Origin of the sequence: Streptomyces sp. NBC_00490, assembly GCF_036013645.1 — a bacterium.
Taxonomy (GTDB): Bacteria; Actinomycetota; Actinomycetes; order Streptomycetales; family Streptomycetaceae; genus Streptomyces; species Streptomyces canus_F.
The window spans coordinates 1,867,986-1,889,470 of record NZ_CP107869.1 but is presented as its reverse complement, the minus strand read 5'-3'; the positions used below and the strand labels follow the sequence as shown (position 1 = coordinate 1,889,470).

At 70.8% G+C, this 21,485-nt stretch carries 22 protein-coding genes; 9 read left to right on the top strand and 13 right to left on the bottom strand.

The window, feature by feature from the left end; all coding sequences use genetic code 11:
- The first annotated feature begins 32 nt into the window (after positions 1 to 32).
- On the top strand, positions 33 to 386 hold the full coding sequence (locus tag OG381_RS08480; protein WP_327715507.1) for an ArsR/SmtB family transcription factor: 354 nt from the start codon (positions 33 to 35) through the stop codon (positions 384 to 386).
- Here the strand turns inward: OG381_RS08480 and OG381_RS08475 are convergent.
- Together OG381_RS08475 and OG381_RS08470 are read right to left on the bottom strand one after the other, a co-directional pair.
- Positions 306 to 1,694, bottom strand: a complete 1,389-nt coding sequence (locus OG381_RS08475; protein ID WP_327715506.1) for a nucleobase:cation symporter-2 family protein — start codon at positions 1,692 to 1,694, stop codon at positions 306 to 308. The genes OG381_RS08480 and OG381_RS08475 overlap by 81 nt on opposite strands.
- Positions 1,695 to 1,782: 88 nt before the next feature.
- Complete coding sequence (locus tag OG381_RS08470) at positions 1,783 to 3,126, bottom strand: FAD-dependent oxidoreductase (protein ID WP_327715505.1); 1,344 nt, start codon at positions 3,124 to 3,126, stop codon at positions 1,783 to 1,785.
- A gap of 199 nt (positions 3,127 to 3,325) precedes the next feature.
- Between OG381_RS08470 and OG381_RS08465 the strand changes: the two genes are divergently transcribed.
- Entirely contained in the window at positions 3,326 to 3,787 is a 462-nt protein-coding gene (locus OG381_RS08465) for a DUF6214 family protein (RefSeq protein ID WP_327715504.1), read from the top strand.
- 28 nt (positions 3,788 to 3,815) lie between these two features.
- On the opposite strand, the gene OG381_RS08460 is transcribed toward OG381_RS08465, so the two are convergent.
- Complete coding sequence (locus OG381_RS08460; protein WP_327715503.1) at positions 3,816 to 4,451, bottom strand: DUF305 domain-containing protein; 636 nt, start codon at positions 4,449 to 4,451, stop codon at positions 3,816 to 3,818.
- A gap of 98 nt (positions 4,452 to 4,549) precedes the next feature.
- Here OG381_RS08460 and OG381_RS08455 point away from each other — a divergent pair, with 98 nt between their 5' ends.
- The gene (locus tag OG381_RS08455; RefSeq protein ID WP_327715502.1) at positions 4,550 to 6,049 is read left to right on the top strand and encodes an LVIVD repeat-containing protein; all 1,500 of its coding nucleotides are present in this window, start codon (positions 4,550 to 4,552) and stop codon (positions 6,047 to 6,049) included.
- On the opposite strand, the gene OG381_RS08450 is transcribed toward OG381_RS08455, so the two are convergent.
- From OG381_RS08450 to OG381_RS08425, 6 genes are all read right to left on the bottom strand, one after another.
- Complete coding sequence (locus tag OG381_RS08450) at positions 6,037 to 6,714, bottom strand: TetR/AcrR family transcriptional regulator (RefSeq protein WP_327715501.1); 678 nt, start codon at positions 6,712 to 6,714, stop codon at positions 6,037 to 6,039. The genes OG381_RS08455 and OG381_RS08450 overlap by 13 nt on opposite strands.
- Positions 6,715 to 6,867: 153 nt before the next feature.
- Positions 6,868 to 7,584, bottom strand: a complete 717-nt coding sequence (locus OG381_RS08445; protein ID WP_327715500.1) for an HAD family hydrolase — start codon at positions 7,582 to 7,584, stop codon at positions 6,868 to 6,870.
- Positions 7,585 to 7,593: 9 nt separating this feature from the next.
- Positions 7,594 to 8,094 (bottom strand): hypothetical protein, encoded by a 501-nt coding sequence (locus tag OG381_RS08440; protein ID WP_327715499.1) that lies wholly within the window; start codon positions 8,092 to 8,094, stop codon positions 7,594 to 7,596.
- Positions 8,091 to 8,762: a phosphatase PAP2 family protein gene (locus OG381_RS08435; protein WP_327715498.1), complete on the bottom strand. Its 672-nt coding sequence runs from the start codon at positions 8,760 to 8,762 to the stop codon at positions 8,091 to 8,093. Before OG381_RS08435 ends, OG381_RS08440 begins: the two co-directional genes overlap by 4 nt.
- 54 nt (positions 8,763 to 8,816) lie before the next feature.
- Entirely contained in the window at positions 8,817 to 9,752 is a 936-nt protein-coding gene (locus OG381_RS08430) for a M56 family metallopeptidase (RefSeq protein ID WP_327715497.1), read from the bottom strand.
- Positions 9,753 to 9,827: 75 nt separating this feature from the next.
- Positions 9,828 to 10,358 carry a DUF5134 domain-containing protein gene (locus tag OG381_RS08425; RefSeq protein ID WP_327715496.1) on the bottom strand — a complete coding sequence of 177 codons (531 nt, stop codon included), beginning with the start codon at positions 10,356 to 10,358 and terminating at the stop codon, positions 9,828 to 9,830.
- A gap of 163 nt (positions 10,359 to 10,521) precedes the next feature.
- Here OG381_RS08425 and OG381_RS08420 point away from each other — a divergent pair, with 163 nt between their 5' ends.
- The 4 genes from OG381_RS08420 to OG381_RS08405 all read left to right on the top strand — a co-directional run bounded on the left by OG381_RS08420 (position 10,522) and on the right by OG381_RS08405 (position 15,930).
- Positions 10,522 to 12,132 (top strand): FUSC family protein, encoded by a 1,611-nt coding sequence (locus tag OG381_RS08420; RefSeq protein WP_327715495.1) that lies wholly within the window; start codon positions 10,522 to 10,524, stop codon positions 12,130 to 12,132.
- A complete protein-coding gene (locus OG381_RS08415) occupies positions 12,129 to 12,665 on the top strand; it encodes a MarR family winged helix-turn-helix transcriptional regulator (protein ID WP_327715494.1) in 537 nt (178 codons plus the stop codon). The genes OG381_RS08420 and OG381_RS08415 overlap by 4 nt, the downstream gene beginning before the upstream one ends.
- 116 nt (positions 12,666 to 12,781) lie before the next feature.
- The gene (locus tag OG381_RS08410; protein WP_327715493.1) at positions 12,782 to 15,298 is read left to right on the top strand and encodes a cellulosome protein; all 2,517 of its coding nucleotides are present in this window, start codon (positions 12,782 to 12,784) and stop codon (positions 15,296 to 15,298) included.
- Positions 15,299 to 15,432: 134 nt separating this feature from the next.
- A complete protein-coding gene (locus OG381_RS08405; protein WP_327715492.1) occupies positions 15,433 to 15,930 on the top strand; it encodes a cupin domain-containing protein in 498 nt (165 codons plus the stop codon).
- A gap of 26 nt (positions 15,931 to 15,956) precedes the next feature.
- Here the strand turns inward: OG381_RS08405 and OG381_RS08400 are convergent, their stop codons facing one another.
- From OG381_RS08400 to OG381_RS08390, 3 genes are all read right to left on the bottom strand, one after another.
- Positions 15,957 to 17,009, bottom strand: coding sequence for an aldo/keto reductase (locus OG381_RS08400; protein WP_327715491.1), 1,053 nt, complete (start codon positions 17,007 to 17,009; stop codon positions 15,957 to 15,959).
- Between the two features lie 89 nt (positions 17,010 to 17,098).
- A complete protein-coding gene (locus OG381_RS08395) occupies positions 17,099 to 17,863 on the bottom strand; it encodes a VOC family protein (protein ID WP_327715490.1) in 765 nt (254 codons plus the stop codon).
- A gap of 135 nt (positions 17,864 to 17,998) precedes the next feature.
- Positions 17,999 to 18,391 carry a VOC family protein gene (locus OG381_RS08390; RefSeq protein WP_327715489.1) on the bottom strand — a complete coding sequence of 131 codons (393 nt, stop codon included), beginning with the start codon at positions 18,389 to 18,391 and terminating at the stop codon, positions 17,999 to 18,001.
- 71 nt (positions 18,392 to 18,462) lie between these two features.
- Here OG381_RS08390 and OG381_RS08385 point away from each other — a divergent pair, with 71 nt between their 5' ends.
- Positions 18,463 to 18,993 carry a GNAT family N-acetyltransferase gene (locus OG381_RS08385; protein WP_327715488.1) on the top strand — a complete coding sequence of 177 codons (531 nt, stop codon included), beginning with the start codon at positions 18,463 to 18,465 and terminating at the stop codon, positions 18,991 to 18,993.
- Between the two features lie 15 nt (positions 18,994 to 19,008).
- Here OG381_RS08385 and OG381_RS08380 read toward each other — a convergent pair whose 3' ends face one another.
- Positions 19,009 to 19,692 (bottom strand): glycerophosphodiester phosphodiesterase, encoded by a 684-nt coding sequence (locus tag OG381_RS08380; protein ID WP_327715487.1) that lies wholly within the window; start codon positions 19,690 to 19,692, stop codon positions 19,009 to 19,011.
- Positions 19,693 to 20,073: 381 nt separating this feature from the next.
- Between OG381_RS08380 and OG381_RS08375 the strand changes: the two genes are divergently transcribed.
- Positions 20,074 to 21,471, top strand: coding sequence for a DUF6421 family protein (locus OG381_RS08375; RefSeq protein ID WP_327715486.1), 1,398 nt, complete (start codon positions 20,074 to 20,076; stop codon positions 21,469 to 21,471).
- Positions 21,472 to 21,485 lie beyond the last annotated feature (14 nt).

Sequence of the window (21,485 nt, the reverse complement as noted above, 5' to 3'; positions counted from 1 at the left end):
ACAATGGGCTCCCCGCAGAGTCTGGAGCCACCGTGACCTCTCCCGCCGTCAGCAGCCGCGATCTTCCGCACCCGGCGCGCGAGGAGATCCGGCTGGAGCCGATCCTGCACGCGCTGTCCGACCCGATGCGGCTCCGGATCGTGCGAGAGCTCGCCGCCGTGGGCGACGAGCTCACCTGTTCGCAGTTCGAGCTGCCGGTCACCAAGTCCACGACCACGCACCACTTCCGCGTGCTGCGCGAGGCCGGGGTGATCCGGCAGATCTATCGGGGCACCGCCAAGATGAACGGTCTGCGCAAGAGCGACCTAGACGACCTCTTCCCGGGACTTCTCGACAGTCTCCTCGGCGCCGCCTCCCGCCAGGACGGCCGCCTCGGGAGCGACTGAACCGCCCTTCGAGGGAAGGTGGTTGAACAGCAGGTTCAGTACGATCGCCGTCAGGCAGCCCGCGCTGATGCCGCTGTTCATCACCGTCTGGAACCAGTCCGGGAACTTCTCGTAGACCGCCGGCACCCCGACCGGCAGCATGCCGACGGCGACCGAGACGGCCACCACCGTCAGGTTGTTGTTCCCCTTGAAGTCGACCTGCGCGAGCGTCCTCAGCCCGCTCGCCGCGACCGTCCCGAACATCACCAGACCCGCGCCGCCGAGCACCGGCGCCGGTACGGCCGCCACGACCGCGCCCAGCTTGGGCAGCAGGCCGAGCAGGACGAGGATGCCGCCCGCCGCGGCGACCACCCAGCGGCTGCGGACCCGGGTCATACCGACGAGACCGACGTTCTGCGCGTACGCGGTGTACGGGAAGGTGTTGAAGACGCCGCCGAGGACGGTGGACAGGCCGTCGGCGCGCAGGCCGTCCGCGAGGGAGCGCGGCTCGACCTTGCGGTCCGTCATCTCGCCGACCGCGATCAGGTCACCGGTCGTCTCGGTCATCGTCACCAGCGCCACGACCAGCATCGAGACGATCGCCGAGAACTCGAAGGTGGGCGCACCGAAGTGGAACGGCGTGCTGACGCCGAGCCAGTCCGCGTCGCCGACCCCGTCGAAGTCCGTGAACCCGAACGGGATCGCGACCGCGAGCCCGACGACGATGCCGGTCAGGACGGCGATCCGGCTCAGGAAGACCGGCGCGAACCGCTGCACACCCACCACGACGAGCAGGACGAACGCGGCGAGCCCGAGGTTCTTCGGCTCCCCGAAGTCGGCCGCACCGACACCGCCCGCGGCCCAGTTGCCCGCGACGGGGAGCAGCGACAGCCCGATGATCAGGATCACGGTGCCCGTGACCAGCGGCGGGAAGAAGCGCAGCAGCTTCCCGAACACCGGCGCCAGCAGCATGATCGCGAGTCCCGCGACGATCACCGAGCCGTAGATCGCGGGCAGTCCGCCGCCGGTGGTGCCGATCAGCACCATGGGCGACACGGCGGCGAACGTACAGCCCTGCATGATCGGCAGACGCACGCCGAAGCGCCAGAACCCGATGCACTGGATGAGCGTGGCTATGCCGCACACCAGGAGGTCGGCGGTGATGAGGTACGCGAGGTCGGCGGCCGACAGTTTCATCGCGCTGCCGACGATCAGGGGGACGGCCACGGCTCCGGCGTACATCGCGAGGACGTGCTGGAGGCCGAAGGCGGCCAACTGGCGTACGGGTGGGACTTCGTCGACGGGATGTACGGGAGCGGTTGTCGTCATGAGCGAGACCGTAAGCTCCTTGAACAGTTTGTTGATTTCCGAGCTGTTGCCGCTGTGTGTCATGCCCACCCGGACACGTTCCACTCTGCTACGAGGCGCTCCTGCGCGCCGCGGCCAGCAGCGATTCCCAGTCCGGCAGCTTGACCACGCTCCGCCCGAGCGTGGCCCCCAGCTCCGCCTCCGCCCGTTCGATGGCGCACCACCCCGTCCACTCGACGGGCTCGATCCCGTCCGCCCGCAGCGCCGCCAGGGGATCGCCGGGCAGCTCCCTGCGCAGGAGAGCGGCGGCATCCTCCAGCAACGACGTCACCGTCTCCTTCGCACAGGGGCGGTTCGTGCCGATGACTCCCGTCGGACCCCGCTTGATCCAACCGGCCACGTACTCGCCCGGCGCGACGGCCCCCTCGCGCAGCACCCGACCGGCGAGGTGCGGCACAGTACAGGTCGCGGGGTCGAACGGCAGCCCCTCCAGCGGCACCCCGCGATACCCCACCGACCGCAGCACCAGCTGCGCCGCGATGTCCTCGTACCGGCCCGTCCCCGTCACCCCGCCCTGCCCGTCGGGCGCCGTCCGTTCGAAGCGCACCGCCGCCACCCGTCCGTGCTCGGCGAGGAGTTCGACGGGACGCAGGAAGAAGCGCATGCGGATCCGGCGCGCCGCGGACCGCCCGGGAGCGGTGGCCCAGCCGCGCAGCACCTCCACATTGCGGCGCGGCGCGGCGGGCAGCGCGGAGGGGGCGAGGTACGCCGGGTCCAGCGCCAACTCCTGCGGATCCACCGTCACTTCCGTGTCCGGCAGCGCGCCCAGCTCGCGCAGCTCCTTGGTGGTGAACCGAGCCTGGGAGGGGCCCCGGCGACCCACCATGTGAACCTCGGTCACCCGGCTCGCCGCCAGCGCGGAGAGCGCCGCCTGCGGCATGTCCGTGGGGCTCAGCTCCGCGGCGCCCCGGGCCAGCATCCGCGCCACGTCGACCGCGACGTTCCCCACGCCGATGACCACGGCCGAGCGGGCGTCACGGACGAATCCGTCGTCCACGGCATCCGGATGGGCGCTGTACCAGGACACGAACTCGGTCGCCGACCAGCTGCCCGGCAGATCCTCGCCGGGAACACCCAGATGCCGGTCGGTGGCGGCCCCCACGCAGTACACGACCGCGTGGTACCGCTCCCGCAGCCGGGCGGCGGGCACCCCGTCCTCGCCCACCCGCACCCCGCCGAGGAAGCGCACCCGCTCGTGCTCCAGGACCGTGCGCAGATTGCCCTGGAGGGACTTGATCTTCTCGTGGTCGGGCGCCACCCCGTAGCGCACCAGGCCGTACGGGCACGGCAGGCGGTCCAGGACGTCGACGCGGACCGAGGGATCCAGCTGGACCAGGCTCTGGGCGGTGTAGCACCCGCTCGGCCCGGAGCCGACAACGGCGACACGAAGCACGGCGGTACTCCTTACCCGAGGGATCAGAGGAGATCGCTGATGTCTCCAGCATCGCACCGTCGCAGCTGCGCTGACAGGGTGCTGTACGGGTCCGTGGACGCGTGTCCGTTGGTATGGAAAGTGATCATGCGGTTACGTTGCGTGTGTGCTAGAAGCATCGTTTCTTAATCTTTCTGATCGTTGCCCGACGGACGGTGCGGTGTCCGTGTGGCCCGCGTGGGAAGTGCGGGAGGGCGAGGGGACGACAGCCTGGTTCCACGTCCGGCTGGCGTTCACCGACGGTGCCCGGGTCGACGCGCTCGCCGTCGTGGCCGAGGGGCAGGTCTCGGTCGAGGACGTCCGGGCCCAGCCGGCCCTCTCGCTGGACGACCTCGCGGTGTTCGCCGACTGGATCGAGGGCCCGCTCTTCGAGGCGTGCGGTGCCGGACCGGCGGAAGGGGACGACGAGCCGGCCGGGTCGCGGCGCGCCCGGCCCGCCTGGCCGCGTGGCGTGGAGGGCCGCCTGCTGCTCGCCCAGGAGTACCGGGCCGCCCAGGAGGACGGCGTCGACCCGGTGCTCGCGGTGATGTGCGCGACCGGGCACAGCCGCCGCAAGTCGCTCCGGCTGATCGCGCAGGCGCGCGACGCCGGGTACCTGACGCCACGTCACGCCCGGCGCTGAGTGCGGCTGTTGCGGTCGGCGGGGGCCTTTACTGCATGTCCCGCATCCGGGAGATCTCGGCCGTCTGCTGGGCGACCACGTCGTCGGCCATCTCCTCGATCCGGATGTTGTTGCCCTGTCCCTTCACGTCGGTGGCCATGGTGATCGCCCCTTCGTGATGCGTGATCATCAGGGTGAGGAAGAGCTGGTCGAAGGCCGTGCCCCTGGCGGCCCGCAGCTTGTGGATCTGTGCCTCGGTGGCCATCCCGGGCATCGAGGCGTGGTCGTGCGCGTCGCCCTCCCGGGTCTCCTGTTTGCCGTACGTCTTCAGCCAGCTCCGCATGGCGGCGATCTCCGGCCCCTGGGCCGCCTTGATCCGCTCGGCCAGCTTCTCGACCTTCGTGGACTTCGCGCGCTCCGGGGCGAGTTCGGTCAACTCCAGTGCCTGTGTGTGGTGCTCGATCATCATCCGGGCGTACGAGACGTCCGCCGAGTTGGGGGAGTCGTCCTCGGCGCGCTGGTCCGCGGCCTCGTCGGCGGACAGGGTGCGGTTCGCCTCGCCGGGCTTGCCGGGCACGAGCACCGACGGTCCGCTCGGGGCCGGTTCCGCGTCCGAGGCCGTGTCACAGGCGCCAAGTCCCAGCATCGCGAGGGCGGTGAGGGTCACCGGGGCGAAAAACTTCATTGCGATCTTGTTGCCCCCTGTTGGTATGTGCATGGCGAAGACAATACTTCGGTGGTGCGTGAACCGTTCCGAGGTGAACGGAACTCAGGGAGGAAACAGTGATCCTGTTGAAGAACCCCCGAACCCGGCACAGACGACTGGGAGTTGCCGCGGCCGCGGCCGGACTCCTGGCGGCGATGCTGATGGCGGGACCCGCGGCCGCGACCCCCGACCCCGGGGACGGCCCGACCGTGGGCGAGAAAGTGTCCCGGAGCACCGAGGCCGAGGTCCGGGCCGCGATAGCCGACGGGGAGATACCCGGCAAGGACGAGGTCGTCCACTCCGACAACATCGAGCACGTGGCCAACTCGCCCAAGGCCTTGGCGAGTCTCAACTCGGACCTGACGTTCCAGGGCAAGTACGCCTTCTCCGGCAACTTCGACGGCTTCGTCATCTACGACATCAGCAACCCGAAGGCACCGAGGACCGTGTCCCAGGTCCTGTGCCCCGGTTCCCAGAACGACATCTCGGTCTCCGGGAACCTGCTCTTCCTGTCGACCGACTCCTCGCGCACCGACAACAGCTGCAACAGCACCACGCAGCCCGCGACGGAGAAGTCCTCCTGGGAGGGCATCAAGGTCTTCGACATCAGGGACAAGGCGAACCCGAAGTACGTCGCCGCCGTCGAGACCGCGTGCGGCTCGCACACCCACACGCTGGTGCCCGAGCGCAAGGACGTCTACGTCTACGTCTCCTCGTACTCGCCGAACGCCGCCTACCCCGACTGCCAGCCGCCCCACGACGGCATCTCCGTCATCAAGGTGCCGCGCAACGCCCCCCAGAACGCGGCGGTCGTGAGCTTCCCGGTGCTGTTCCCGGGTGAGGGCCCGGACGGCGGCGGCAACCCCGGCGGACCCACCAACCCGGGCGTCTCCAAGACCACCGGCTGCCACGACATCACGGTGCTGCCCTCGAAGGACCTGGCGGCGGGCGCCTGCATGGGTGACGGCATCCTGTTCTCCATCAAGGACCCCGAGAACCCGAAGGTCATCGACCGGGTGCAGGACAACGTCAACTTCGCGTTCTGGCACTCGGCGACCTTCAACCAGAAGGCGAACAAGGTCGTCTTCACCGACGAGCTGGGCGGCGGCGGCGCGGCCACCTGCAACGCGGCGATCGGTCCGAACCGTGGCGCCGACGGCATCTACGACATCGTCGGCAAGGGCGACAAGCGCAAGCTCGTCTTCCGCAGCTACTTCAAGATCCCCCGCTACCAGGCGGACGTCGAGGTCTGCGTGGCCCACAACGGCTCGCTGATCCCGGTCAAGGGCAAGGACATCATGGTCCAGGCCTGGTACCAGGGCGGCGTCTCCGTCTGGGACTTCACCGACTCCTCGAAGCCGAAGGAGATCGGCTACTTCGAGCGCGGCCCGGTGAACACCGAGCAGCTCACCACGGCCGGTCCCTGGTCGGCGTACTACTACAACGGCTACATCTACTCCAACGACATCGCCAAGGGCTTCGACGTCCTGAAGATCAACGACCGGCGCACGGACCCGGCGAAGCGGGTGCGGCTGGGCGAGCTCAACGTCCAGACGCAGCCCGACTACTTCGACTGACCGGCCGCGGGATCCCCGGTCGCGAAGAAACGCGACAGATCGGTCTCGTACGTCCCGCCGGACGCCTCATCGGTGTCCGGCGGGACGCCCAGTTCCCAGTCCAGCCGGTAGCGCCCGAACAACTCGGCCCGCAGTACCGGGATCGGCATCGGGACCCCGGGCACCAGGGCCGCGTAGACCGAGCCCATGAGCAGGGCGCGCAGCATCGGATAGTCGGCGTCGACGTCGCCCGAGCCGTTGCGGGCGACGGTGTCCCTCAGCAGTTCGGCCAGGCGCCGCTGCTCCGGGCACGGCATGAAACCCTCGGCGTGCAGCAGCCCGGCCATGTGCTGGCGCATCAGCACGGGCCGATCCCGGGCCAGGCCCAGAATCGCGTCGATGGCCCGCGCCATCCGCTCCTTGCCGTCGTCGGTGCGCGGCTCGCGCTCCAGCGCCTCCTCCAGCGTGCGGTGCATCAGCCGGTGCACGGCGGACTGCACGAGCTGGCGCTTGCCGGGGAAGTAGTACGAGGTCAGCCCACGCGCCGAACCGGCCCGGTCCGCGATGGCGCCGAGCGTCGTCGCCTCGTAACCGTGCTCGGAGACCAGCTCGACGGCCGCCTGCAGGAGCCGCTCCCGGGAACGACGGCGCAACTCTTCATTGACCGAGGCGCTGCGCGGGGACATGCTGTAACTCCTGCGTTGACTGGTTACCAGCCAACTATACTCAAGTCGTCCGGACCGGCCGGTGAAACGGCTGGTCAGGGCTGCCGTCTGTCTCGGGCGACGCGGGGGATCGCCCGAGACGGGCGGTTCTTACGCCCCAGTGGTGGCCTGAGGCTACTTACCGGTGGCGTTCTCCCGTGCCCCGTCCACGAGATCCAGCACCGCCAGCAGCCCGTCCGGGCGCTCGGTCACCGGAAGATGGTCCACGAAGTGCACCCCGCAGCCCAGCGCGGCCGCACCGCCGTCGGCCCGCCGGTCGTCACCGACCATCAACGTCCCGCGCGGGTCGGCCCCGAGGCTCTCGCAGGCGAGGGCGAACAGCCGCGGATCCGGCTTCTGGACGCCGTGCTCGTACGACAGCGCATACGTGTCGACGTACGGGTCGAGGCCGTGCTCCCGGAACACGGGCCGCAGGTCCCACCCGATGTTGCTCACGATCCCGACGCCGATCCCGCGCTCGCGCAGCGCCCGGAGCACCTCGGCGGCGTCCGGGTAGGGCTGCCAGGCCGACGGCGACCGGTGCCGGTCGTAGAGCCGGTCGTACAGCCGCGGGTCGGGCAGCGGCACCTGCCGGGAGAGCCCGGTGTAGGTGGCCCGGTGCAGCTCGGCGCTCTCGTCCCGGGTCGCCCACCGGCCCGCCAGTTCCTCGGGCACCCGCACGGGATTCGCCCCGCCCGGCAGCGCCCCCGCCACCTCCAGCGCCGTCGCAGCCGCGGTGATCTCGGCCTCGGGGAGCGCGATCCCGGTTTCCGCGAGCGTTCCGCGCAGCCAGGACTCGGTGGACTCGATACGGAACAGGGTCCCGGAGAAGTCGAACAGCACTGCGATCATGCGCAGATCCTACGAGTCGACGTTCCACTCGACCGGAAGATCACTGCCGCAGAACACGCACACGAAGTCGCCCTCACGCACCACGGAGCACTCCCGGCACCCCTCGCAGCGACGGAACACCACCTCGTGGGTGAAGCGGCCGGGATGGCCGACACCGGCGGACTCCAGGGCACGGGCGACGGCGTGCCACGACGTGAGGTCCGGGCAGTAGCCGGTCGACTGGTTGCTGATCTCGTGGGCCGTCCACGGTCCGGACGCTCGGCTGAAGGCCATCTCGCCCGCCGCCAGTACGGAACCGCCGCCCGCGCAGGCCACGTGCTCGCTGCGCCGCGGCGCGAGCCGCAGCCGGCCGTCCAGGTCCACGACGAAGGTGTACGGCTCCCGCGCCTCGGCCTCGCCGCGCTCGGCCACCCAGGCGCCCAGGTCGGCCGGTGACCCGATGGCACGGCCCCCGGCGCCGGGGCGGACCCGCGCACGGATCTCCGCCGGTCCCACATAGCGGTAGCTCACGTCTTCCGCCGCGCGTGCACGAACACCGCCACGGCCACCACCAGCACCCCCAGCAGCCAGCCGCCCACGACGTCCGAGGTCCAGTGGACGCCGAGCCAGATACGGGTGACGCCGACGCCGACGACGGAGACGAGGGACACGGCCAGCACCGCGCGGAAGACACGGCGGTCGGCGCCGTGGTGGTGCAGGAGCCACAGCAGCAGGCCGCAGACGACCGTGGCGGTCATGGCGTGGCCGGAGGGGTAGGCCGCGTAGTGAGCCGAGTCGACCGGGTCCCGCCAGACCGGGCGGGGACGGTCGACCGCGGCCTTGAGCCCCTGTTGCAACAGGGTGCCCAGCAAGCACGTGACCCCCAGCCACAGGGCCGTCCACCATGCCTGGCGCCGCCACATCAGCCACAGGGCGACCACCGCGCACAGCAGTCGCATCGTCCACGGGTCCCACACCCAGTCGGTGAGGATGCGGAAGGCATGGGTGAGCCCTGACTCGTCCACCGCCCAGTGGTGCGTGGTCGTCGCGATGTCCTTGTCGAGGCTCATCAGCGGGTGCCACCGGACCGCGACCAGGGTGAGCAGCAGTACGGAGCACACGGTCAGGACACCGGCCGAGCGGAGGGCGGTGCGCTGGCCCTGCGGGTGGGACGGGGCGTCGACGGTCGGCGAGTGCATACTACGATCCTCGCCGACCGGCGGGGCAGGAGGCGAATTCCGCCGGACAGGCCCCTAGCCGAGCGCGCGCAACCCCGGCACGAACGCCACCAGCACCGGAACCACCGGCACCAGTGCCGCCGTCGCCGTCAGGCGCAGCCGGCGGGCCGCCGTGAGCCGGTCCCGGGGGGTCAGCAAGCGGTTCACCCGCTGCGGGACATGGGCCTGCGGGGTCGGGCAGGGCCCGAACACTCCCCGGTCCTCGTTGAGTTCCACCAAGGCCAGCGCGGTCGTCAGACGCCCGAAGCGGCGGGAGGCCATGTCGTCCGCGGCGAGCTCGACGAGCCGGTGCATCTCGTCGCGGAACGCGGCGAACACCGGAACCTGCGGAAACCCGCCCGCCAACGCGGCCGAACTGTGCAGCAGCCAGTCGTGCCGGGCCTGCGCGTGCCCCTCCTCGTGGGCCAGCAGAGAGTCCAGCTGGCGCCCCTTCAGGCGGCGCAACGCCGCCGTGGTGATGACCAGTTGGGGCGCCGCCCCGGGCAGCCACCAGGCGTCGGGCCGCTCGCCCTCCAGGACCACGAGAGGGCCGGCGCCCCGCTCCTCGCCGGGCAACATCGGGGCCCGCACCAGGAGTTCGGCCCTGCGCAGCCGGCGCCGAGCACGCGCCCGTACGATCTCCCGGATCAGCATCGCCGCGGTCCACACCCCGCCCAGCGCCAGCGTCACCGCGGTCGTCGCCGCCCAGCTGCCGCCCCTGCCGAGCGCGTACGCCTCCACGACCCCGGACGGCGCCGGCGCGAAGACATGGCCGCGCACCGCCTGCCAGGCCGCTGCCGCGCTGAGCGTCATCGACAGGGCACAGCACAGAAGTACGGCCGCCACCGCGCACTGCCACACCCACAGGGCGACCACGGGTTCACGGTCCGCCCAGTCGGCCCGGGCGAGCAGCCGGGGGGCGAGGACGGCGGTCAGCGCGCCGAGCAGCAACAGTGCCGCGGGGACCATCATGGGAGCAGCCTATGAGCGGCCCACCACCCAGGGGTACGGACCCCGAGGGCAAAGTGACGCAGGACACGGAGGTGTTCAGAGCGTCGCCAGCATCGCGACCATGGCGATCCCCATCGACAGCCGGCACGCCCGCGCCAGCTCCGGCCGGTCGCCCCAGCCGACGGTCCCGCCCCCGGCGGCCACGGGCACCAGCCGCACCCCGGACAGCAGGACGTACCCCACGAAGTAGAGGAGCAACACCCCGGTCAGCAAAGGGATCCCGGATCCCGCGTGATGCCCGGGCGAGGCGGCCATCACGACCGCCATGTAGACCATGGCCGCCGCCCCCACCAGGTGGTGCAGATGGTGGGAGCTCGCCCGTGCCGCCCACAGCGCCCGCAAGGCCGCCGCGCCGAACACGAGGGCATAGCCGGACCAGGCCCACGACGGCGGGGTGAACACCGCCGCCGGTACGGCCATCGCGGCCATGCCGAAGCCCATGAGCGCCTCGCCACCCGCCGCGCGGCGCTGCTCCTCGACCTCGCTGCGCATCCGCAGCAGACAGTAGGCCCCGGTCGCCGCACACAGTGCCACCAGCAGCCAGCCGGGCGAAGCCGGTCCGTGCACACGCGCCTCCCCGCTCGACGGTCGGTCAGGGATGCGATGCCCCGCCACTGTGGCGCGCACCCGGGCGCAAGGGTGTACACGGGGAGCATTCGGCGGAGCACGGCAGGTCAGCGCGGGCTCGTGAAAATCGTTTACAAGTAAAACACCTGTTAAGGTTATCGCTATGAACAGCGCGACCCCACGTCTCCCCCTCGCCGGCGTCCTGCGTCTCGGCCGGCCCTCGGACATCTGGTTCAAGCCCGCCCTGAGCGTGGTCGTCGCGGTCGCCCCGCCCAACCTGACCCTGCTGGCGCTCGGGCGCCTCGACCTCGCGATGTACACGATGGCCGGGTCCCTGTGCGCGCTGTACGCCCACAATCGCCCCTACGCCGCCCGGGCCCGCGCCCTGGCCTGGGTCGTGCTCGGCATGCTCACCGGCCTCGCGGTCGCCCTCGTCGCCGCGTCGCTCACCACGAGCGCCGTGGCACTGGTCACGGTCGGCGCCCTCCTGGCCGCGGCGCAGAAGGCACTGTGCGACGCGGCCCGTACCGGCCCGCCCGGCAACGTGATCTTCACCTTCATCACCTCCGCCGCCCTGTTCGCCCCGCAGACCCTCGCCCAGGTCCCCGGCCACCTGGCCCTCGCCGCCACGGCGGGCGTCTGGGCCTGGCTCATCGGCATGGCACCCGGCCTGGTCCGTCCGCACGGCCCGGAACGCCGGGCCACCGCCCACGCGCTGCGCACCGCCGCCGCGTACGCCGAGAAGCCCGACGATCCCCGCGCCAGGGCCGCCGCGGCCGCCGCCGTCCAGGCCGCCTGGCAGGCGCTGCTGTCCGCCGGCGCCCGCACCGAGCCCCGCCGCGCCCTCGACCGCCTCGTCGTCCGCGCCGAGGTCGCCCTCGCCGCCCCCGCCGACACCGACCCCGAACGGCTGCGGGCCTGGGTGCGCGACCTGCGCGGCAACGGACCGGTCCCGCGGACCGAGGACCGGGGTGAACTGCTCGGCATCGACGCCGAACTCAGCCTCGAAACCGTCCCGTGGTGGCGCCGGCTCGGCCCCCTGACCCCGCTCGCCCTGCGCACCGCCCTCGGATGCGCCCTCGCCGGATACGCCTCGCTAGCCTTCGGTGTCGGCCGCCCGTACTGGGCCCTGGTCACCGCCGCCTCCCTCTACCAGGCCAACCTCACCCTCACCTGGAGCCGCGGCGTCCAGCGCGTGGTCGGCAATCTCGCCGGTGTCCTCCTCTTCGCCGCCGTCGTCCCGCTCGCCCACCTCGGCCCGGCCGCCCTCGTCCTGTGCTGCCTCGCCTTCAACTTCGGCGCGGAGGCGCTGATCAGCCGCAACTACTGGCTCGGCAGCGTCTGCGTGACCCCGATGGCGCTGCTCATCACCGAGTTCGCCGGCTTCCAGGAGCCCGGCCGGCTGATCACCGAGCGGATCGTGGACACCGTCGTCGGCGCCCTGGTCGGCTTCGTCGTCGCGATCGCCGTCACCGACCGGCGCGCCGGTGACCGCGTCGAGCACGCCCTGAGCGCCGTGGACCGCGCCCGCGAGCGCACGGCCCGCCTCCTCGCCGAGCCGGACCCGGCCACCGCCGCCCTGGAGTCGGCGCGCCGGACCCTGGCCGCCGCCCTGGTCGAGCTGCGTGTCACCGTGGACGCCGCGTCCGGCGAATGGTGGCAGCGTGCCCTGCCCCAGGAGCGGGTCGTGCTCGCCGAGCAGGCGGGACACCGTACGCTCGCCGCGACGACACGACGGCTGACCAGCGCGACAACGGAGGACGTACGGCCATGACGGCGGAGACCAGCGGGGGAGACGGCCCGAGGACGGACACGGTCGCGGCGGTCGTCCGACAGTGGCAGGCCGTCCATCCCGGCCTCGACACCGGGCCCATGGAGATCATCGGCCGTATCAACCGCTCCGCCGCCCTCCTTCAGCAGGCCGAGGACGCCCCCCTGCGGCGGGCCGGTCTCAGCCGTCCCGAGTTCGACCTGCTCGGCGCGCTCCGCCGCACCGGCCATGAGCTGACCCCCGGGGACCTGGCCCGTGAGACCTTCTCCTCGGGCGCCGCCGTCACCAAGCGCCTCAAGCAGCTCACCGAGCGCGGACTGGTCGAGCGCCGCGGCGACACCCGCGACCGCCGGGTGGTCCACCTCCGCCTGACGGACGCCGGCCGCGATCTCGTGGACGGGATCCTGCCCGAGCAGCTCGCGTACGAGACCGCGGTGCTGTCCGTGCTGGACAGGGAGAAGCAGGGGGAACTGGCCTCACTGCTCGGCGAGTTGCTGACGCGGCTGGAAGGCCGTCTCGGAGCGCTCCGCGTCTGACCGGCCGTTCCGTAAATCTCGGAAGCGGCTCCTCCATTGACGTGATCCACACCTGCTCCTAGGTTCGGTTCGATGCGCCGACTCGCGTGCGAAATACCGGACGAAGGAGAGATGTCGTGGCAGCCGAAACGCTCACCGTCGACCTCGGCACCGAGACGGGCCCCTTCCACGGCGGCGCGAGCGGCACGCTCTACGGCCTCTACGGCGACGGTGTGCCCAGCCGCGCCGTCGTCGAGGGCATGTACGTCCGCACGGTCGCCACCAAGGCCCAGGACGGCATCCAGCACCCCGGCGCGGACGCCCTGGAGATCCTGCCGTCCTTCGTCGCGGCCGGCGGGCAGGACGTCTACCTCTACATGCCGGACATCCTGCGCGGCTTCCCCTACGAGTGGCCCGGCGCCACCGGCGAGGAACGGCTGGCCGGCTTCACGCAGAGCATCCACAAGCAGGTCCAACAGGTCCTGACCATGGGTGCGTTGAAGTCCCACGTCGTCTACGTCCCGTTCAACGAACCCGAGGGCAACATGTTCGGCGAGGGGGAGTGGAGCTACGACGGCATCTCGTGGCACACCGACCCGGGGCACTACTTCACCGCCTGGCGGGACATCTACCGGCTGATCAAGGGCCTCGACCCGGACGCCCGTATCGCCGGACCCAATACCTGCATCCTGTATCCCGAGGTCAAGGGCTTCCTCGCCTTCGCCAAGGAACACGACGTCCTGCCCGACGTGATCACCTGGCACGAACTCTCCTCGCCGGACGAGGTCCGCACGAACGTGGCCAAGTACCGCACTTGGGAACGCGAGTTGGGCATCGGGCCGCTGCCCGTCAACGTCAACGAGTACGCCCACAACTACCACTTGTCCGTCCCCGGGCAGATGATCCAGTGGATCTCCGCGATCGAGGAGTCCAAGATCGACGCCGACATGGCGTACTGGAACATCGCCGGCAACCTCAACGACTCCGCCGTCGAGGCCAACAAGGCCAACGGGCAGTGGTGGCTGTTCAACGCCTACGGCCAGATGACCGGGAACACGGTCGCGGTGACCGCGCCGCAGCCCAACGTCCAGTACACGCTCCAGGGTGTCGCCACGCTCGACCGGGAGAAGCGGCAGGCACGGGTGCTGTTCGGAGGGGCGAGCGGTAGTGCCGACATCGTCGTGAAGCAGCTCGACCTCTTCGGCGCGACCGTCCGTGCACGGCTCCAGGAGATCCCCTGGACGGGCCAACTCGGCGCCTCCGCCCAGCCGCTGATCCTGAAGGATGAGCAACTCCCTGTGGTCGACGGCAGGGTGACGCTGCCCCTGACCGGTCTCGACGAGATGTCCGCCTACCAACTGATCCTGTCGCCCGGCGGCGACGGACCTGTCCGCCCGCAGCCGTCGGCGGGCTGGCGCAGGAGCTATGAGGCCGAGGACGCCGCCTACACGGGCGGCGGCTACTCCAGGAACGGCCCCGAGGGGTCCCCGGCGGACGTCGACAAGTTCGCCACCTCCGGCGGCTACCACGTCGGCGGTCTGCGCACCGGCTCCGACGGCGTGCTCGCCTTCGACGTCGAGGTCCCGCTGGACGGGACGTACGAGATCCGTGTCCACGCCAACGCGCACAACCTCGCCGAAGCGGTGCGGGAACACGGCCCCACCAACGTCTTCCTGCGCGTCGACGGCAAGGACCCGCGCGAGCTGCTGCTGCCGCTCGGCTACAAGCCGGCCGTCTGGGGCCACACCGACACCGAGGTGGAGCTGACCGGGGGCCGCCATCTGATCACCCTCGCGGCACAGGACCCCGACCTCGGTGCCACCCGGGGCGACGCGGTCGTCGACCGGCTGGAGCTGGTCCTGCGCGACACGGAGAGGGTCGCGCGCTACGACGCCGGGTACGCGGCCCTCGCCGGCGGAGCGCGCGTGAGCGGCCCCGCGGCCGTGCTTCCGCGCGGCGGGAGCGTGACCTTCTGGGTGCACGCGGCCGACGACGGGGAGGCGACCCTCGCCCTCCACGGAGACGGCGAGGGCCTGCTGACGGTCAACGGGGAGGAGATCGGGCGGATCGGGGACGCGGACCTCCCTGTCTTCCTCGCCGGGGGCGTCAACAAGGTCACGGTCGCGGCGACCTCGCAAGAGCTCCTCGTGGACCAGTTGACCGTCGGTCCGGCGCGCGGGCTGCTGCCCACCACGACGTACCCGGCGCAAGACGGCGTGCTCACCGGCACCGCGAAGGCGACCGCGTTCCCCTACGCCACCGGCGGCAAGGCCGTCGACGGCATCGGCCGCGGCCCCGCCAACGCACTCACCCTGACGGTGACGGCGGACCGCCCCGGACGCCACGCGCTGACGATCCGCTACTCCAACGGCGAGCAGCCGCCGAGCACCCACTACAACCCGGACCCGGTCTGCCGTCACGCCGACATCACCGTCAACGGGGACGACACGCGCCGCGTGCTGTTCCCCACCACCTTCCACTTCAACAACTTCTGGCGGCTCTCCGTCCCCGTCACCCTCCAACAGGGCGCGAACACCGTCACGTTCACCGCCGACGAGCTCCCCGACTTCGACGGCACCGGCACGAACGCCCACGGCCAGCGCTCCGCCCACGCCCCGGTTCTCGACTCGGTGACGGTGACACCGCTCGCCTGACGACCGCATCGAGAAGCAGGCCTGGGCCCGAGGCCCCAGTTCCCCGGAACCGCCCAGATCGTCCGCGGGCCCGATGCGGCCGTCCGGGGGCGCGGGCCAGGCTTGCGATGGAGACCTGCCAGAAGGAGCGCATCATGTCCTACCCGGAACACCTCCCGTACCCGGAGCCCCGCTACCACGGCGACAAGGGCGAGGTGAACGCCGTCTTCCGCCCCGTCGACACCCCCGCGGACGTCTCCTCGCCCGGCGGTTCGACCCACTTCCTCGCCACCCACGCCTCGACCGGCGGCGAGTTCGGCTTCTACAAGGCGGAGTTGAGCCCACGGTCCGCCGGCGCCAGAACCCACTTCCACAAGACGATGTCGGAGTCCTTCTACGTCCTGTCGGGCGAACTGGAGCTCTACGACGGCGAGAAGTGGGTCACGGGCCGCGCGGGCGACTTCCTGTACGTGCCGGTCGGCGGCCTGCACGCCTTCAAGAACGTGACCGACGAACCGACGTCCATGCTCATGCTCTTCTCCCCGGGCGCCCCGCGCGAGGAGTACTTCGAGCGGGTCGCGGAGATGGCGCAGCGCGGTGGCGAGGAACTCGAGCAGTTCCGCGTCCGGCACGACAGCTACTTCGTGGACTAGAGGGGACTGGAAGGGACGAGAAGGGGCTAGAGGACGTCGGTGGCCGTACGCCGGTACCCGGAGCGGCGGTCGTCGATGTCCGCCCAGCGGTCGCCGTAGATCGTCCGGACGACGTCCGGGTCCCTCACGAAGTCGTGCGGGAAGCCCAGCGACACCGCGCTCACCTCGTCCAGGCGGGCGACCGCGTCGGCGTCGAGGCGGACGTCGACGCTGCCGAGGTTGTCGGCGAGCTGGTGCTCCTTGGTGGCGGCGATGATCGGAACGACGTTGCCGGGCCGCTGGAGCAGCCAGGCCAGCGCCACCTGGGCCGGACTCCAGCCGCCCTGTTCGGCGATCTCCAGGACGGCGGTGACGACCTCTTCCTCCTGTGCGCTCGGCTTGCCGTCCCAGGAGTCGAGCCGGCCCGACTCGCCCCGCCGGTACTTGCCGGTCAGCTTCCCGGCCGCCAGCGGCGCCCACGCCAGCACCGCCTGGCCGAACGCCCGCGCCTGCGGCAGCAGTTCACGCTCAGGCGTCCGCTCCAACAGGTTGTAGCGCAGCTGCGAACCCGCGAACGCGGTCCAACCCCGCAGCTCCGCCAGGGTGTTGGCCTGCGCGATCTCCCAGGCGGGCCAGTCCGAGACACCGACGTACAGCACCTTCCCGGTCCGTACGAGGTCGTCGAGCGCCCGCATCACCTCGTCGACGGGGGTGAAGTTGTCCCGCGCGTGCACCCACAGGACGTCGAGCCGGTCGGTGCGCAGCCGCTCCAGGCTCGCCTCCACCGACCGCACGAGGTTCATGCGGTGGTTGCCCGCCGCGTTGACATCCCCCGCGCGGGTGCCGCACGTGTACTTGCTGGCCAGCACGAACTCCTCACGCCGGCCCTCCAGCAGCTCACCGAGGATCCGCTCCGAGCCGCCGCCCGAGTAGATGTCGGCCGTGTCGATGAAATTGCCTCCCGCGTCGGCGTAGGCGTCGAGGAGCCTGCCGCTGGTCTCCTTGTCGGAGCCGGCGCCCGGGTCCTCACCCATCACCATCGTGCCGAGGCTCAGCTCGCTCACGCGCAGACCGGTCCTGCCGAACAGTGTGTAACGCACGATTCAGTTCCCCCTCCGGGCGGTTCGTGCGTACGACGCTATGGGCTGGAGCGCACTTCAACGCAAGCGGGTTTCGTGGCGGTGGCGGATCAGTGTTCCGCACCCGCCAAGTACACGCCGAACATCGCCCCTTGGGGGTCCCGCAGCACCGCGATGCGCAGACCGTCGGGCACCGTGGTGGGCTCCATCAGGACCGTGCCGCCCGCCTCCGTCGCCGTGGCCGCGCTCGCGTCCACGTCCGCCACCGCGAAGTACGGCAGCCAGTGCGGCGGCACCTCGGGCGGGAACTTGTCGTCCATCGTCACCATGCCGCCGAAGTCGGCGCCGTCGAGGCCCCACTGCGTGTAGCGCTCCGAGGCGTTGACACTCCAGCCGAACACCGTGGTGTAGAAGTCCACCGACCGCTCGGGCTGTCTGCTCATCAGCTCCACCCAGCCCAGCGAACCCGGCTCGTTGAACAGCCCCGCCCCTTCGAAGCCCCGCGCCTGCCACACATGGAAACCGGCGCCCTGCGGATCGGCGACGGAGGCGAAGCGTCCCATGCCGGGAACGTCCCCGGGCTCGAACACCACAGTGCCGCCGGCCGACTTGATCCTCTCCACCGTGGCGTCGACGTCCGTCACGGCGAACGTCACGAACCACATGACCGGCTGCGGCTCCTCGCCCAGCGGCACGAGCGCGGCGACGGGGAGACGGCCCACGGACGCGATCGTGTAGCCGCCCATCCCCGCGCGGGCGTCGGTCTCCGTCCGCCAGCCGAAGAGCTCGCCGTAGAAGCGCCGGCCGGCCTCCACATCCGGGGTTCCCACCTCGGCCCAGCAGGGCCCGCCGGCCACCGGCCTGTCGAGTTTCATGGCGTCACGGCCTTCCTGCCGACGCGGGCGTCCCCTTTCGCACGCTAGCCCCGCTCGACCGCCGCTGCCATCCGGCGCCGACCGCCTCATCGCCTACGAGAACGCCTCGGGCACCCGGGCCCGCGCAGGAGGTCGTCAGATGCCCGGGCGGAAGCGGATCGGGTGGTCCTCGGGTACCTCGACGAGGACGATCCGGCAGCCGTCCGGATCGGTGATCCACATCTCGATCAGTCCCCAGGGTTCCTTCACCGGCGGCCGTACGATCTCGACGCCCTTCGCCACCAGCTCCTCGTGGGCGGCTGTCACGTCCGCGACCTGCATCCACAGCTGCACGGCCGGGGACGGGGGCGTCTCGGAGCGCCCTGAGACCTCCAGGAAGCCTCCGCCGAGGAAGTAGACGGTGCCGCGCTCGGGCCCCGTGCCGAACTCGCGGTAGACGCCGAGGCCGAGCTGCTCGCCGTAGAAGGTCCGGGAACGCTCGGGGTCGGTGGGGTGGAGGAGGGTCCGGCCGCTCAGTACATGCACCATGCAGCGGAGCCTAGTGGGAGCGCTACGCTCGTCGGTGCCCCGTGCCGTGCCCGAGAGCGGAGATACGCCTCATGACCGCTGGACTCACGTTCCGCGACGCCGTCGACACCGACGTGGACACCCTGGTCGCGCTGATCGAGTCGGCCTACCGCGGGGACTCCAGCCGGACGGGGTGGACCACCGAGGCGGACATCCTCGAGGGACAGCGGACCGATCCCGAGGGCGTTCTCGAGGTCATCAAGGCGCCCGACAGCCGGCTGCTCGCCGTCGAGCGCGACGGCGAGGTCGTCGCCTGCTGCCAGCTCGAACACCGCGGGAGCCACGCCTACTTCGGGATGTTCGCGGTCAGCCCGAAACTCCAGGGCGGCGGCCTCGGCAAGGTGATCATCGCCGAGGCCGAGCGCCGGGTCCGCGAGGAGTGGGGCGCCACGGAGATGCAGATGACGGTGATCTCCGTACGTGACGACCTGATCGCCTGGTACGAGCGCCGCGGCTACCGCCGTACGGGCCGGATGACCCCGTTCCCGTACGGCGACGAGCGCTTCGGTGTTCCGCAGCGCGACGACCTTCAGTTCGAGCTGCTGGTCAAGCCGCTGGTGTGACGTTCATGCAGAGGGCTACGCGGTGAAGCGGGCGGTGCGTTTGATCTCCGGGTAGTCGGTGGTCGCGCCGTCCAGCTGCAGGGCCCGTACGAGCCGCAGATGGTCCTGCGTGTTCACCACCCAGCCGATGATCCTGAGATCCGCCTTGCGGGCGGCCTCCACGACCTCCAGCGTGATCCGGCGGATGTTCAGACAGACGGTCGCGGCACCGGCCTCCACGGCACGGTCGACGATGTCGGTGCCGTACCGGCTGGCGATCAGCGCGGTCCGTACGCCCGGCACCAGGCGGGAGATCTCGGCGATCGCCTCGTCATGGAACGAGGACACCTCCACCCGGGCGACCAGGTCCCGCCTGAGCATGACCTCGGCCAGTGCCCGGGCCGCCTGCATGTCCTTGATCTCGGCCTGGAGCGGCGACCGCACCGCGTCCAGGACCTCGTCGAAGACGGGCACGCGCTCACCGCGGCCCGCGTCCAGGGCGCGTAGTTCGGCGAGGGTCTTCTCGGCGATCGGACCGGAACCGTCGGTCGTGCGGTCCACGTCCGTGTCGTGCATGACGACCAGGGCACCGTCCTTGCTCAGGTGCAGGTCGAGTTCGATGACGTCGAGGCCGGCCTGCTGGGCGGCCACGAAGGAACGGAGGGTGTTCTCGGGTTCGAGACCCATGACCCCGCGATGACCGATGGTAAGGAAGTTCAAGGTACAACTCGCTTCCGTCGACGGCGGCTCGGCGTCCGCGCGGACCGGAGCGGACGATCGCGCGGGCAGATCCGCAGCCTAGTGCGCCCGGCCGGTGATGTACCCGCGCGTACACGGGGGATCGGGGTGGCGCGAGGGGCGGACCTGCCCGGTACGGCTCCGGGTGGTCACCCTGGGGTGGGCGAGTCCTGCGGACATTGACCACGCGGGTCCGCCGAGAAAGGCACGTATACCCACCTGAGTGGCGCTCATGGCATCCGGCAGGAAAAAGTTTCGTGACCATGCGGTCACGCAGGATAATTTCCCGAGCCTGTACTTGCTGGAAGGAAGTCCCTATGCCTACGGTGTCCTGACGTGAGGTTCTCCCGTGGAGGATGGGGCATGACGGAAATTCTTGTGCAGGCGGCGACGGGGGAGCAGGCTCCTCCCGTGACCAGGGTGGTGGAGCACCCGGCCTGGCCCGTGCTCAAGGATGCGGTGGAGCGGATCCGGCCCTGGCAGGCCAAGGACGGGTCGATCGACTTCACCGCCGAGGGTGCCCCGGAGCGCGCGGACGCCGAGGCCGTCGTACGGCGGGTCGTCGACGCCGTCGAGGAGCTGGCCCCGCTGCTCCCGCACGACAGCGCCTATCACGAGGCCCTGGTCGAGGACCTGAAGCGCTGGGCCGACGGCGGCTTCGAGGTGCCCGACTTCCTCGACTCGCTGCTGGCCTTCCAGCCCGCCAAGGGGCGCGCGGACGGTCTCCAGCACCTGGTCGTCTTCCCGATGTACACCCAGAACGGCAATCCCGACCGCAATCTCGAAGCGGTCGTGCTGCGCATGGTCTGGCCCGAGTGGCTGGCCGAGCTGGAGCGCACGCGCTACGACAACCCGCTGTTCTGCGGCATCAAGTTCGAGGACTTCACGGCCGGCTACGACACCAACTCGGCCGTCCTCTTCCCGGAGACCATCGCCGTGCGCGAGGCGCCGGAACGATTCTCCTGGGGTGGCATCTTCTGCGACCGCGAGGCCGCCCGCTTCCGCCGGGTGACCGACGCCGCCGTCGGCATCCTGGGCCTGGAGCTGCCCGAGGACGTCGCCGCGATGGTCCACGACCAGACGCGCTGCGAGGAGGCATTCGTCCTGTGGGACATGGTCCACGACCGCACCCACAGCCACGGCGACCTGCCCTTCGATCCCTTCATGATCAAGCAGCGCCAGCCGTTCTGGATGTACGGCCTCGAAGAGCTGCGCTGTGACCTCACCGCCTTCAAGGAGGCTGTGAAGCTGGAGGCGGAAGGCGTCTCGCAGGCCCGCGACGTGCAGTTCGCGGTGCTCTTCGACCGCATGTTCCGCTTCCCGGTCACCGGCGAGCGGGTCCGCAACTACGACGGCCTCGGCGGCCAGCTGCTCTTCGCCTACCTGCACAAGCACGACGTCGTCCGCTGGACCGACAACAAGCTGCACATCGACTGGCAGCGCGCCCCGCAGGTCACCAACCAGCTGTGCGCCGAGATCGAGGACCTCTACCGGGCGGGCATCGACCGTCCGAAGCTCGTCCACTGGTTCGCCGCCTACGACCTGGTGTCGCAGTACCTCGCCCCGCACCCCGGTTCCCGCTGGGCCAAGGGTCCCGACGCCCTCGACCTGAGCCAGCCGCCGCGGAAGCTCGTCGATGACGTGCTTCCGGACGAGTTTCCGCTGAGCATGTTCTATGAGGCCCTCTCCAAGAAACTCAAAAACGTGATCGCCTCGACCCGGGGCATCACCGCGGAGAACGCCGAGCGGATCGCCGCGTGAGCGACAGCGGCACC

What these genes read in the sequence shown, in the direction of transcription:
- OG381_RS08475 (WP_327715506.1), bottom strand. Translation starts at nt 1,694, where the DNA reads ATGACGACAACCGCTCCCGTACATCCCGTCGACGAAGTCCCACCCGTA.
- OG381_RS08460 (WP_327715503.1), bottom strand. Translation starts at nt 4,451, where the DNA reads ATGAAGTTTTTCGCCCCGGTGACCCTCACCGCCCTCGCGATGCTGGGA.
- OG381_RS08450 (WP_327715501.1), bottom strand. Translation starts at nt 6,714, where the DNA reads ATGTCCCCGCGCAGCGCCTCGGTCAATGAAGAGTTGCGCCGTCGTTCC.
- OG381_RS08445 (WP_327715500.1), bottom strand. Translation starts at nt 7,584, where the DNA reads ATGATCGCAGTGCTGTTCGACTTCTCCGGGACCCTGTTCCGTATCGAG.
- OG381_RS08435 (WP_327715498.1), bottom strand. Translation starts at nt 8,762, where the DNA reads ATGCACTCGCCGACCGTCGACGCCCCGTCCCACCCGCAGGGCCAGCGC.
- OG381_RS08430 (WP_327715497.1), bottom strand. Translation starts at nt 9,752, where the DNA reads ATGATGGTCCCCGCGGCACTGTTGCTGCTCGGCGCGCTGACCGCCGTC.
- OG381_RS08420 (WP_327715495.1), top strand. Translation starts at nt 10,522, where the DNA reads ATGAACAGCGCGACCCCACGTCTCCCCCTCGCCGGCGTCCTGCGTCTC.
- OG381_RS08415 (WP_327715494.1), top strand. Translation starts at nt 12,129, where the DNA reads ATGACGGCGGAGACCAGCGGGGGAGACGGCCCGAGGACGGACACGGTC.
- OG381_RS08405 (WP_327715492.1), top strand. Translation starts at nt 15,433, where the DNA reads ATGTCCTACCCGGAACACCTCCCGTACCCGGAGCCCCGCTACCACGGC.
- OG381_RS08395 (WP_327715490.1), bottom strand. Translation starts at nt 17,863, where the DNA reads ATGAAACTCGACAGGCCGGTGGCCGGCGGGCCCTGCTGGGCCGAGGTG.
- OG381_RS08390 (WP_327715489.1), bottom strand. Translation starts at nt 18,391, where the DNA reads ATGGTGCATGTACTGAGCGGCCGGACCCTCCTCCACCCCACCGACCCC.
- OG381_RS08385 (WP_327715488.1), top strand. Translation starts at nt 18,463, where the DNA reads ATGACCGCTGGACTCACGTTCCGCGACGCCGTCGACACCGACGTGGAC.
- OG381_RS08375 (WP_327715486.1), top strand. Translation starts at nt 20,074, where the DNA reads ATGACGGAAATTCTTGTGCAGGCGGCGACGGGGGAGCAGGCTCCTCCC.